The following is a 12,189-nucleotide window of genomic DNA, read 5'->3' on the forward strand; positions in this document are numbered from 1 at the left end:
CATGCCGCATGTCCGAACCCTTTCCGCTGAACCCCTTGCCCGGGCGTCTGTCGCACCCGTTTTGGCCTGTTTTATGTCTATACATAATTTATGTCTATACATTAATATGGGGCTCGCGACAAAATTCGGGGGTTGGGTGATGGCCGGGTTCTGGTTCCAGCAGGCGCTGCTGCCGGGCGGTTGGGCGGAGGGGGTGCGGGTGGTGGAACAGGGCGGGGTGATCACCGCCGTCAGCGTCCATGCTGCCCCGGAAGCGACCGATGAGCGTCAGGCGATTGCCATTCCGGGCCTGCCCAACCTGCACAGTCACGCGTTCCAGCGCGGCATGGCCGGGCTGGCGGAGGTGCGGGGGCCAGGAGAGGATAGTTTCTGGACCTGGCGGGAGCTGATGTACCGCTTTGCCCACCGGATCGGGCCAGACGAGATGCAGGCCATTGCCGCCATGGCCTTTGTCGAGATGCTGGAGGGCGGGTTCACGCGTGTGGGCGAGTTCCACTATATCCACCATGATCTGGATGGCCGTGCCTATGCCAACCCGGCGGAAATGGGCGCAAGGCTGGCGGATGCTGCGGCGGAGACGGGCATCGGCCTGACCCTGCTGCCGGTGCTGTATCAATATGGCGGGTTCGGCGGGCAGGCGCCCAGCCAGGGGCAGAAACGCTTCATCAACAGCATCGACGGGTTTGCGACCCTGGTGGAGGCCAGCCGCACGGCGCTGGCCGGGCTGCCCGACGGGTTGGTGGGTGTGGCCCCGCACAGCCTGCGCGCGGTGACGCCGGTCAGCCTGTCCCATGTCCCCGCCCTGGCGGCGGGTGGCCCCATCCATATCCATATCGCCGAACAGATCAAGGAAGTGGCCGATTGCCATGCCTGGAGCGGGCAGCGGCCCGTGGCCTGGCTGTTCGACCATGCGGATGTCGACGGGCAATGGTGCCTGGTGCATGCCACCCATATGGACGCGGCGGAGACGGCGAAGCTGGCCGCGAGCGGGGCCGTGGCGGGCCTGTGTCCGATCACCGAGGCCAATCTGGGCGACGGGATCTTCAACGGGCGGGATTATCTGGCGGCGGGGGGCCGGTTCGGCATCGGGTCGGACAGCAATGTCCTGATCGATGCGGCGGAAGAACTGCGCAGCATGGAATATGCCCAGCGTCTGGCCCACCGGGCGCGCAATGTGCTGGGCCGGGCCGACACGCCGTCCACGGGGCGGGTGCTGTTCGATGGCGCGCTGTCGGGTGGGGCGCGGGCGTTGGGGCAGAAGGGGGCTGGCCTGTCCGTAGGCGCAGCGGCGGATTTTGTGACGCTGGATACGACACAGCCCAGTCTGGCGGCGCGGCGGGGTGACGCGCTGCTGGACGGGTTCGTCTTTGCCGGGCAGCGCATGGTGGACGGGGTTTGGCGGCGGGGCCGGCGCGTGGTAAGCGGGGGCCGCCATATCGTGCGCGACGCCGTCGCCGCCCGTTACCGTCTGGCGCTGGGAACCATCCTGTCATGAGTTTGGACGATATAACCCTATCGCTGCATGCCCGCATCCGGGCCGATATCGAAGGGGCCATTCTATCGGGCACCCTGCGCCCCGGTGACCGTATTCCGTTCGAACATGAGTTGATGGCGCGCTATGGCTGCGCCCGCATGACGGTGAACAAGGCGCTGTCGGGGTTGGTGGAGGCAGGCCTGCTGGAGCGGCGCCGACGGGCGGGGACCTTTGTGTCACGCCCGCAGATCCATATGGCGGCCCTGGCCATCCCCGATATCCAGGCGGAGGTGACGGGACGGGGCCAGATTTACCGCCTGGAATTGCTGTCGCGCGACGTGTTACCGGCAGCGTCGGTCGATCCGGAACGGATGCGGCCGCCGCGCGGGGCCAAGGTGCTGTCGCTGACCTGCCGGCATCTGGCCGATGGTGTGCCCTTTGCCGTGGAGGAGCGGTTGATCAGTCTGAAAGCCGTGCCGGAAGCAGCAATGGCGGATTTCACCACCGTGGCGCCGGGGTCCTGGCTGCTGGCGCATGTGCCGTGGACGGAGGCTGAACACCGGATCACGGCGGCGGCGGCGGGAAGGCTGGCCGGCGCCCTGGACGTGGATGAGGGCACGGCCTGCCTGATCCTGGACCGCCGCACCTGGCGCGGGGACCAGCCCATCACCCATGTGCGGCAGGTGTTTCCGGGTGCCGGCTTCGATCTGGTGGCGCGCTTTACCGGCGCCGGGGGGGCGGGATGAGCGGGGTTCTGCTGCGCGCGGCAACCCGCGTATCGACGCCCTGGAAGAATGGCGGGGGCGAGACGGCGACGGTGGCCGTCTTCCCGGAAGGGGCGGGCCTGTCGGATTTCGACTGGCGCGTGTCCATCGCCCGGGTGGAGGGGGATGGGCCGTTCTCCGCCTTTCCCGGCATTGACCGGACGCTGACCATCCTGTCGGGCGGTTCCATGGCGCTGAACGGCCATGTACTGACGCCGGCCAGTGCGCCATTTTCGTTTGATGGCGGGGAGGCGGTGCAGGCATTGGTGACCGGCGGGCCGGTGCAGGACCTGAACGTCATGACGCGGCGGGGACGGTTCACGCATTCGGTGGCGCGTGTGCGTGGGCCGGTGGCGCTGGGCGCGGTGCCGGCGGTGCGGCTGCTGCTGGCGCTGGATGGCGGCTATCGGGGTTTGAGCCGCTGGGACGCGCTGATGGTCGGGCCGGAAGAGGTGGCCAGGGTGACGGGGGAGGGGTCGGGGCTGCTGGTGGTGATGACGGGGGTGTAGGGGGAGGGTTGTTCCCTCACCCTCCCAAGCCTTTGCAGGCTTGGGCCCCTCCCTCTCCCACTTTCGTGGGCGAGGGGCGAAATCAAGCTCAAGGTGTGTTTCCGTCCCTCGCCCGCCTGGCGGGAGAGGGAGGGGCCCGCCGCGTCGCGGTGGGAGGGTGAGGGGGCTAGGCTGCCGCTTTCGTCCGCTGGTTCAGCAGGAACAGCGTCACGGCGATGGCACCCATGGGCACCAGCGCCATGTAAAACGCCGTGTGGCCGCCCAGCCGGTCGAACAGGAAGCCGGTGACGAAGGAGCCGAAGGTGCCGCCCAGGGCGGAGAACACCACAATCAGGCCGGTCATGGCGGCATGGTCATGCTTGGGCAGGGCCGACAGGATCACCGAGTTGATCACCGGATAGATCGGCGCCATGAACAGGCCGATCAAAGGCAGCATGAAGGCGGCGATGGGGGCCGCCAGCCAGTTGGCCTCCGCCATTGGCTGCACCCCTTCGGCCAACGGCAGGGTCAGCAGGACCAGGGCCGTCATGGCCACCAGACAACCGGCCAGGAACGGGAACCAGCCGATACGGGCCAGCGCCACGCCCGCCCCCAGCCGGCCCAGCGCGATGCCGGCGGCGAAAATGCTGGTGGCCTGGATCGACATGGCGGCGGGCAGATGCAGTACCTCCGCGTTGAAGGTGGGCAGCCAGGTGCCGATGGCCTGTTCGATCAGGACATAGAGAAAGGCCGAGGCCAGGAAGACCACGGCGATGGGGGTGACGGCCAGGCGCGCCATCTGTTGCAGGCCGGGCTTGGCGTCCGGCGCATGCGCCTCGCTTTCATCCAGGGGCGTGATGGCCCAGAGTGCTGCAGCGGCAAAGGCGATGGCGGACAGGACCCAATAGACATTGAGCCAGGAGGGATCGGCGGGGTTGTCCTGATTCACGAACAGGCTGAACAGCCAGTAGCTGCCCAATACACCCAGCATGAACACGCCCTCGATCAGGTTGGTCAGGCTGGCATGGCCCTGTTTGTCGCGGGTCAGCAGGCCGATGGAGGAATATGCCGCCACCTTCACATGCGCAAAGCCGACGCCGATGCAGAAAAACATCAGCTTCATGGCCCAGAAGGCCGACAGGAAAGGCATCAGGGCCGCCGCCAGCCCCTCCAGCACCAGCGCCGCGATCATGGCGCGGCGATAGCCGATGCGGGGCAGAAAGCTGGCGACGATGAAGCTGGTGATGGCGATGGGCAGATCCTTGTAGGCCTCCAGCCGCCCCGCCTCCAGCTTGGTCACGCCAAAGCTCTGGATCGATTGCAGGATGACCGTGCCCACCGAATTCAGCAGCATGGCAAAGACCACATAGGTCAAAGCCACCGCCAGTACCGCCCGTCCGTTACGCATGCCTCATATCCTTCCCTGTTCCGTTCTTGTTGGTTTGGCGCTGTTTGTCAAAGGGCCGGTGGTTTGACGGCCAGATAGACCGTGCTCCACAACTGGGCGGCGTTGGATTCCGTCTGATCCCCGCCGCCCTGGCCGAAGGGGCGGTAGCTGAAGCGGCCGCTATTATAGGCCCAGGACCAGAGCTCAGAGGTCTGCTGATCGGCCGGCACGGCGCGGATCGCCCGCCACAGGGCGCGCTGGGCCGCGTGCAGGCGGGTGCGGGTGACGGCGGGCAGGTCGGTGCGCGCCAGTTGCCGTTCCAGGCCGGCGGCCATCAAGGCCTGCTGCCAGGACCAGATCACGGCGCCGTGGTAGTAGCCGGGGCCGAATTCGGCGCGGATGGGGGCGGGGGCCCAGGCGGCGTTGGCCACCACCATACCGGCATCGGTCATCAGGCCGGCGGGCAGGCGGTGCAGCAAGGGGGCGATGGCACGGTCCAGGGTGGCGGCATCGGGGTTCAGGAACAGCAGCGCAAAGCCCGTGTCGGAATGCATGACGGGCAGGGGGCGGCCGGCATCATCCAGGGAAAGCGCGTCGAAACTCAAGGGGCCGGGGGGCCGGGGGGCGGCGTCGATGCCCAGTTCGGCGGCAAAGCGGTTGGCGGCGGCCTGGGCTTCGGGTGCCGGGATGGTGACGGCGAAAAGACCGGGGGCCTTGTCGGTCCAGACCTTCGCCAGAGTTTCAGCGTGTGACAGGTCACGGGCGTAGGGTGCCATCAGGCCGGATGTGTGCAGGCGGGTGATGGCGGCCAGGGCGGCGGGTGCCAGGACGGCATTGACGCTGTAGGAATAGCGGCCGCCGGCCAGCCCTTCCTGGCTGTCGCGCCAGTCGCCCACCTTCTGTCCCGCCGGCAGGGGGATCAGGTTGGTGGCCACCGGGTCGGCGGCGAAGGCTTGCGCGCGGGTCAGGACGAAGGACAGGTTGCGGGCCAGCAGGGTGCCATAGGCCTCGCCCGATTGGGTGCGCCGCGCCAGGAACAATCGGGCGTCGCGGGCGGGGATGCGGCCCAGGTAATCGGCCAGGATGGGGGCCAGCATCAGATCATCATCGACCATCTTGTAATCAAAGAGGGGATCGGCGCTGCTGTTTCCCTGTTCCAGGCGGTGGCGCAGGACGGCGAATTCGCCCACATCCTCCTCATGCGCGACATCGCCAGACGGGCTGAGCCGTTCCAGGACGGCACCCAGCCCGGCCTCAATGGCGGCCGGTTGCAGAACCGGCATCAGCAGGCGCAGCGACATCAGCGTGTCGCGCCCGAAATAGGTGTTGTAGGCCCAGGACCCGGCCATCAGCTTTTCCCGGTAGCTGAGGAAATCCAGCACCTGCCTTGCCTTCTGGTCGGGGGCGGCTTTGTCGTTCAGCAGGTCGGACAGGGCGATGGGGGTCAGGGGCATTTCCCCACTGACCGCCGTCAGTGTCAGGCGCAGGGCGGGGGCGGGGGTGGAGAGGGTGACGGAGCCGTCGGGGTTGGCCGTGGCGGTGCCGTTCAGTGGGGTCAGGGTCAAGAGACAGCCGGGAGCGCCGTCCAGACGGTCACGCTGCCAAAGGACGGTGCTGCCGTTGACGGTTGGCGTGGTTTCCACCGGGGGCTGACGCGTGGAGGATTGCTGAAAGTCGCGCAAGATGCGGATGCTGGACAGGATCGTGTGGCGGAGGGTCAGGCTTTGGGTCGCGACCGTCACCGTGGTTTCGATGCCGTGCAGGGGGCGGCCCCGGATATCCGGGATGGTGATGGGGGAGAGGGGGCCGGCGGTGATGGCGGCCTGGCTGTCGGTCCACAGGCCGATGCCGGCATTGCCGGCGGGAAAGGCCACCACGATCCGGCCCGCCCCTGCCACCAGATGGGCGGAGACGGGGCCGTCTCGCAGGAACAGGTTCTGATGCTGCCCGACCGTCAGGTCGAAACGCAGTGCATCCTCCCCCCAGGCGGGACCCGCCAGAAGCAGGGCCAGCAGCGGCAGGGTCTTGCCGAGGCGGGTCAGGCGGGGCATGGCGGGCTCCGGGGTGGAGGATGCGGGAAAAGGACCCTCACCCTCCCGTTGGCTGGCGCCAACGGGCCCCTCCCTCTCCCACCTTCGTGGGCGAGGGGCGAAACTTTAGGGGTGAGCCTTGTTCTGCCCCTTTTCCACTATTGTGAGCGAGGGGCGGAACTTGGTGTTGAGCCTTATTTCGCCCCTCTACCGCTTGCGGGAGAGGGAGGGGCCCGAACGCGGTAGCGTTTGGGAGGGTGAGGGAGTGACGCTGCGGCGGTTTAGAACTTCGTCGCCACCGACATCTTCACGTTACGCCCGAAGATGGGGCGGCCCATGAACACGCCGCTGGTGTTGGCGCCGCCGATGATGCGGGCATTGCCCTCGGTCAGGCCCAACTCGTCCGTCAGGTTGGTGCCCGACAGCATCACCGTCACGTCATCGCCGATATCGGCGGAGATGCCGGCATCGATCGTGTCGAAGCTGGGCAGGCGCTGGGCGTTTTCCACATCGGCCCAACGCTTGCCGGTGTAGTTGTAGCTGGCGAAGAAGCGCAGCTTGCCCCAGTCCATGGGCACGTCATAGGAGGGCGAGAAGGTGAACTGGATCTTCGGCTGACGCTGCACCTGATTGCCGCTGTTTGGGCCGAAATCCTTGAACTCGCCCTTCTGGTAGTTACCGCGCAGGGCCAGGTTCAGGTTTTCCAGCGGGTTGACCATCAGTTCGAATTCCACGCCATAGGCCTTGGAACCGCCGATGCGGGTCAACTGTGTCTGGCTGCCATCGGGATTGATGATGAACTGCTGGAAGGGCAGGCCTTCGAACTTGTTGTGGAAGAAGGTGACATAGGCAGCATAGTCGGACGTGCGGGTCTTCAGGCCGATTTCCTGCTGATCGATCTTCTGCATCTGGTCCTGGCCGTCACGCAGATTGTCGAATTGCGGGAACTTGAAGCCGCTGTTCAGGCGACCGAACACCGACAGGTCGCCCGTCAGATAGTAGTTCACGCCCGCCGTCCAGGAGGTTTCCGTGTTGGAATAATCCAGCGTGCGGAAGGAGCCGTTCAGGACCGAGGTGGCGTTGTTCGACAGGGTCAGCGGATTGCCGTCCAGATCCATGGTCGAGACGTTTTCCAGGGTCGCATTGACCTTCTGCTTTTCCACACGGCCACCGATATCGATGCGCAGATCTTCGGTCAGCGCCCATTCATCGGCGATGAAGGCGGCGATGTTCTGGCCGTTATAGCTGGCATTGACGTCGAAGAAGGAGGTGCCGACAAAGCCGTTGCGCGTGACCTTGGCGCCGTTATTGAGCGTCAGGTTGATCAGCTTGGCATTGGGCGTGGCCGTCATCAGGACATTGTTGCCCAGGTACCAGAGATCCTTGGACGAATAATCGGCGAAATAGGCGCCGATGGTGATGGTGTTGCCGTCGAAGATCTCACGGCTGAAACGGATATCGTCGGTGAAGCTTTCGATATCCTTGTCCACCGACCAGAGGCCGGCCGTGATCACCTGTGTGTTCAGGTCGGTGATGGCGCCGCCGCCATTGGCGAAGCTGGCGGAACCGGCCGTGGCCGTGCGGCCGGCGGCGGCGACCACGGCGGCATTGCCGTTGGCGGACGTGATCTGATCGTTGATGAAGCTGCCGAGCGTCTGCGGATTGGCGCCCGTGAACAGGCCGCGCGTATCGGCCTGACCCTTCAGGTAGTTCATCTTATTGCTGACCGTCCATTCCCCGAAGGTCAGGTCGATCGTGTTGCCCACAACCGCGGCCTTCACGCCACGGCCATCGGCGAAATCGCGGCGGATGGTGCCGGGCGTGGCGCCGGGGGTGACCTCCAGCACGACATTGCGCAGATCATTGCCCAGGAAGGTGCCGGTGCCGGCATCAAAGCCCGGAAATTCCTTGATGGTCTTGCCATTGTTGGAAGAAATCAGCGGGATGGCGGTGTAGAAGGCGTTCTTGTCGCTGGTGTAACGGCCGTAGAAGGTGACCTCGCCGTTTTCCAGGACCTTGGTGATGTTGCCGCTGACCTGACCGCCACGATCGGCGGGGAATTCGGTGTCGCGGATGCCGTCCGACGTACGGTAGAAGCCGCCGACCGAGAACAGCAGATCCTTGTCCAGGGCCCCCTGGTAATAGGTGTCGAACCGGTACAGGCCCTCATCCCCCACGGTCAGCTTCAGGCTGCCTTCGGGGTCTTCCTTGCCCTTGCGCTGGATGAAGTTGATGGTGGCGCCCGGCTGACCGTTGGAGAAGATGGGCGAGGGGCCGCCGCGCAGCACCTCCACCCGCTCCACCGTGTCATCCAGACGGAACAGGGTGCTGTTTTCCAGGAAGGAAAGGGTGGGCGGCGGGAACAGGGGCGAGCCGTCCAACTGTACCGTGATGAAGGGCGCGTCGCCGCCACCGGGGAAGCCGCGCACATCGATATTGGCGCCGGACGTGCCGGACGAGCTTTCAACCCAGACGCCGGGGACGATCTTCAGGAGGTCGGCGGTGCTGGCGGGCTGCTGCTCGGCGATGGCTTCGGCATCGGCGGTAGTGATGGAGAAGCTGGCATCCAGCTTCTTGATACCGTCGGAGCGCGCCACACCGGTGACGATGATCTCCTCCAGCATGGCACCCTGGCCGGCTTCCTGCGCCTGGGCAGCACCCAAGGCGGGCAGCAGCAGGGCCGCGAAGGCGGCACCGGTCAGCAGCTTCTTGTCAAACTTTGTCATAGGGACCTCCCGTATGAGCATCACCCGGATGCTTCTTGATTGATGGGCTATCGTTTGTTTCCGTCCGGGCGACGCATCCCCCCTCTCGGGATGGCGCCCGGATTGTCAGGCCGGGCGGACGAAACGGTCCAGCCGGAATTCGCGTATATGGCCGATGACGGCATCGGCCTCTGTCAGGATGGCGGGATCACCGATACCCAGCGCCGGCATGCCGGCGGCTTTGATGGCGGTGATCCCGGCCATGCTGTCCTCCACGCCCAGGCACGCGGGCGCGGGAACATCCAGGGCCTGGGCGACCGACAGGAAGATGTCGGGCGCGGGCTTCGGATTGGGGATGGCACCGGCATCGGCGACATGGTCAAACAGGTCGATGATGCCCAGGCGTGTCAGAAGCGTGGGGGCGTTGCGGCTGGCCGACGCCACACCCAGCTTCAAGCCGGCTGCCTTGGCCGCCAGCAGCAGGTCGCGCACGCCGTCGAACAGATCATCGGGGCTGAACCGTGCGATCAGGTCCTGGTAATAGCCGTTCTTGGCGGTGGCGGCGGCCAGCTTCTCCGCGTCGGTCAGGGTGACGGCAGAGCCGGCCAGGATGCGTTCCAGGCTGCCCATGCGGTCGATGCCCTTCAACGCCTCGTTCTTCTCCCGGTCGAACGGTACGCCCAGTTCGTCCGCCAGACGCTGCCAGGCCTGATAATGGCCCTCCGCCGTGTCGGTCAGGACACCGTCCAGATCGAAAATGATGGCCTTCACCGCGACCGGAAAGGGCGTGTGGGCGATGGCCGTATCCTGGCCCGGCGTCAGGGTGACGGGGGTGCCGTGATGGTGGATGGTCAGGGCGTCGCCCGACAGCAGGTGGTAGGTGGTGCCGACCGGGTCCACCGTCACCCGCAGGCGGCTTCCCCGCCAATTGATGCCGAAACCGTAACGGGTCCAGCCGGGGGGCAGCAGCGGGGCAAATCGGGCGATGCCCCCCTGCCAGCGCAAGCCGCCGAAGCCCCAGGCGATACCCAGCCAGCTTCCGGCCATGGCTGCCATATGCACGCCATGGCTGGCATTGCCATGCAGATCATCCAGGTCGATGCGGGCCGTTTCGGTAAAGTAACGAATGGCCTTTTCACTGTCGCCCAGCTCTGCGGCCAGGATGCCGTAGCTGCTGGGCGACAGGGTGCTGTCATGCACCGTTACGGCTTCGTAATAATCGAAATTACGGCGTTTCAGAGTGGGCGTGAAACGGTCGCCGGCCAGCAGCATGGCCAGGACCACATCGGCCTGTTTGCACACCTGATGGCGATAGATGGCCAGCGGGTGATAGTGCAGCAGCAGCGGATATTTGTCGGCCGGCGTGTCGGCGAAGGGCCAGACGGGCTTGGACAGGAAATCATCATCCTGCGGGCTGACCCCCAGGTCGGGGTCGGTGGGCAGGTACATGGCGTCGGCCGCGCGCTGCCACAGGGCCACTTCGGCATCAGTCAGGCCGATGCGGGCCGCCAGGGCCGACAGATGGTCGGGCGCGTCGCTGCCCATGCGGCGATAAAGATCGGCGGCATGGGCCAGATGGGCGGCGGCCATGGCGTTGGTGTAGAAGTTGTTGTTCACGAGCGCCGTGTACTCGTCCGGCCCCGTCACCTCATGAATGGTGAAGGCCCCGCCCTTGCGGGCGTTGAAATGCCCGACCTGCGGCCAGATGCGGGCCGTTTCGAACAGCATTTCGGCGGCATGGGCGTAGAGGAAGGCGCTGTCGCCCGTCGCTTCCTCATAAAGGCGCGCGGCGAAGGCGATGTCGGCATTGATATGGTACTGGGCCGAGCCGCTGGGGTAATGGGCCGAACATTCATCGCCGGCGATGGTGCGCCAAGGGAACAGGGCCCCGGCGCTGTGCCCCATGCCACGCGCATGGGCGCGGGCGCGGTCCAGCCGGCCGATGCGGTATTCCAGCATGCGCCGCGCCAGGTGCGGGGCCGTGAAGGCCAGTACCGGCAGGATGAAGGTTTCCGTGTCCCAGAAATAATGGCCCTCGTACCCTTCCCCCGTCAGGCCCTTGGCCGCGATGGAGGTGGCGCCGTCGCGGCCCGTCGACTGGTACAGATGGAACAGGTTGAAGCGGATGGCCTGCTGCAGCCCCGCATCGCCATCGATCACCACGTCGGCATCGGCCCAGAAGCGGGCCAGATCATCGGCCTGTTCCGCGGCCAGCACGTCCCAGCCGGCGCTGCGGGCGGCGGCGAGGGTGGCACCGGCAGTGGCGAACAGACCGTCACTATCGCCATCCTGGTCGGCCCAGGCATAGGCGGCGAACTTCACCAGGCTGGTTTCCCCACCGGGCGTCAGGTCGGCATGGAAGGGCTGGCTGATGCTGTCCAGCGTCAGGAAGGGCTGGTCGGCGGATAGGCCGTGACCGGGCACGTGATCCTGGCGCAACAGGCAGGTGCGGCGCGACAGGCGGGCCGTCTGACGCAGGGCGGTGGGGATGCCGTCGGTTACAACCGGGAAACTGTCCACCCCGCCGGCGCCCAGAGAGACGCCGATGCGCGGATCATCGCCCTGCCCCTCCGCCCGGCGGCCCCAGCGCAGGTCCGACAGCAGGGTGACGGGGCCGGTATAATCGAGGGAACGGACGGTCAGGCGCAGGGCCAGCAGGCCGGGCCGGGCGAAGCTGACCAGACGGTCGGTAGTGATCTCAACCGTCCCGCCCTTTGCCGTATAGCGCATGGATGTGCGGAACCGGCCCGTGGACAGGTCCAGTTCCCGGATCAGGCCGGCATCCGGCGTCAGGCTGACACTTTCCCCGTCCAGCACGACCCGCACATGCTTGGCATCAGCCACGGGCACGCGGGTGTCGGTGGACAGCGCAAACCCGGTGAATTTCTCATGATAATGAATGGGCGCCTGTTCGAAGAAGGCGGCCAGGAAGGCACCGTCGCTGGCGCTGTCCACGCCATCGATGCCGCCGCGCACGCCCAGTGCGCCATTGGCCAGTGCGAACAGGCTTTCGTCACGCGCCGCATTTGCCGGATCGAAACCCGCAACCCGGATGGTCCAGCCATCCCCGGCATCGGCACGCACATCTCCTGCGCGGACGTGAGATGCTCTCTCCGCCACGGCAAACCTCCCCAAGATACGCTTGATCCACCGCCATGATGTGGTGGTTGGGCCTTAAGCTAACATCAATGTTATCGATGTCAAGATATCGATATCATTTTTCTGGCTACGTATGCGGCGACGGTCCGGTGCTTGGCAAAGGCAGGTCCCAAAGCCTTGGAAAAAATCGGCACCCATGCCAAAGTCCCCGTGCTTTCCCCCGTCCGTCACCCAAGCCGGAA

Annotated in this window: 7 protein-coding genes; 3 read left to right on the forward strand and 4 right to left on the reverse strand. The window is 66.0% G+C overall.

From position 1 onward, the window contains the following. Positions 1-139: 139 nt before the first annotated feature. The 3 genes from KBA48_RS01450 to KBA48_RS01460 are packed head-to-tail and all read left to right on the forward strand — an operon-like array spanning position 140 to position 2,747. A complete protein-coding gene (locus KBA48_RS01450) occupies positions 140-1,495 on the forward strand; it encodes a formimidoylglutamate deiminase (RefSeq protein WP_292903033.1) in 1,356 nt (451 codons plus the stop codon). Continuing rightward, positions 1,492-2,220 (forward strand): histidine utilization repressor, encoded by a 729-nt coding sequence (gene hutC / locus KBA48_RS01455; protein ID WP_292903035.1) that lies wholly within the window; start codon positions 1,492-1,494, stop codon positions 2,218-2,220. Before KBA48_RS01450 ends, hutC begins: the two co-directional genes overlap by 4 nt. Further along, entirely contained in the window at positions 2,217-2,747 is a 531-nt protein-coding gene (locus tag KBA48_RS01460) for a HutD family protein (protein WP_292903037.1), read from the forward strand. Before hutC ends, KBA48_RS01460 begins: the two co-directional genes overlap by 4 nt. A gap of 166 nt (positions 2,748-2,913) precedes the next feature. On the opposite strand, the gene KBA48_RS01465 is transcribed toward KBA48_RS01460, so the two are convergent. From KBA48_RS01465 to pgmB, 4 genes are all read right to left on the reverse strand, one after another. Then, positions 2,914-4,134 carry a sugar MFS transporter gene (locus tag KBA48_RS01465; protein WP_292903039.1) on the reverse strand — a complete coding sequence of 407 codons (1,221 nt, stop codon included), beginning with the start codon at positions 4,132-4,134 and terminating at the stop codon, positions 2,914-2,916. A gap of 47 nt (positions 4,135-4,181) precedes the next feature. Next, the gene (locus KBA48_RS01470; RefSeq protein WP_292903041.1) at positions 4,182-6,164 is read right to left on the reverse strand and encodes a hypothetical protein; all 1,983 of its coding nucleotides are present in this window, start codon (positions 6,162-6,164) and stop codon (positions 4,182-4,184) included. A 260-nt stretch (positions 6,165-6,424) separates the two neighbouring features. After that, positions 6,425-8,869 carry a TonB-dependent receptor gene (locus KBA48_RS01475; RefSeq protein ID WP_292903043.1) on the reverse strand — a complete coding sequence of 815 codons (2,445 nt, stop codon included), beginning with the start codon at positions 8,867-8,869 and terminating at the stop codon, positions 6,425-6,427. A 105-nt stretch (positions 8,870-8,974) separates the two neighbouring features. Then, positions 8,975-11,932 (reverse strand): beta-phosphoglucomutase, encoded by a 2,958-nt coding sequence (gene pgmB, locus KBA48_RS01480; RefSeq protein WP_292903044.1) that lies wholly within the window; start codon positions 11,930-11,932, stop codon positions 8,975-8,977. Between the last annotated feature and the right edge of the window lie 257 nt (positions 11,933-12,189).

The organism is Niveispirillum sp. (assembly GCF_017996735.1).
Taxonomy (GTDB): Bacteria; Pseudomonadota; Alphaproteobacteria; order Azospirillales; family Azospirillaceae; genus Niveispirillum.

Excerpts from the sequence above, each read along its gene's own strand:
- KBA48_RS01450 (WP_292903033.1), top strand. The coding sequence starts at position 140 with ATGGCCGGGTTCTGGTTCCAGCAGGCGCTGCTGCCGGGCGGTTGGGCG.
- hutC (WP_292903035.1), top strand. The coding sequence starts at position 1,492 with ATGAGTTTGGACGATATAACCCTATCGCTGCATGCCCGCATCCGGGCC.
- KBA48_RS01460 (WP_292903037.1), top strand. The coding sequence starts at position 2,217 with ATGAGCGGGGTTCTGCTGCGCGCGGCAACCCGCGTATCGACGCCCTGG.
- KBA48_RS01465 (WP_292903039.1), bottom strand. The coding sequence starts at position 4,134 with ATGCGTAACGGACGGGCGGTACTGGCGGTGGCTTTGACCTATGTGGTC.
- KBA48_RS01470 (WP_292903041.1), bottom strand. The coding sequence starts at position 6,164 with ATGCCCCGCCTGACCCGCCTCGGCAAGACCCTGCCGCTGCTGGCCCTG.
- KBA48_RS01475 (WP_292903043.1), bottom strand. The coding sequence starts at position 8,869 with ATGACAAAGTTTGACAAGAAGCTGCTGACCGGTGCCGCCTTCGCGGCC.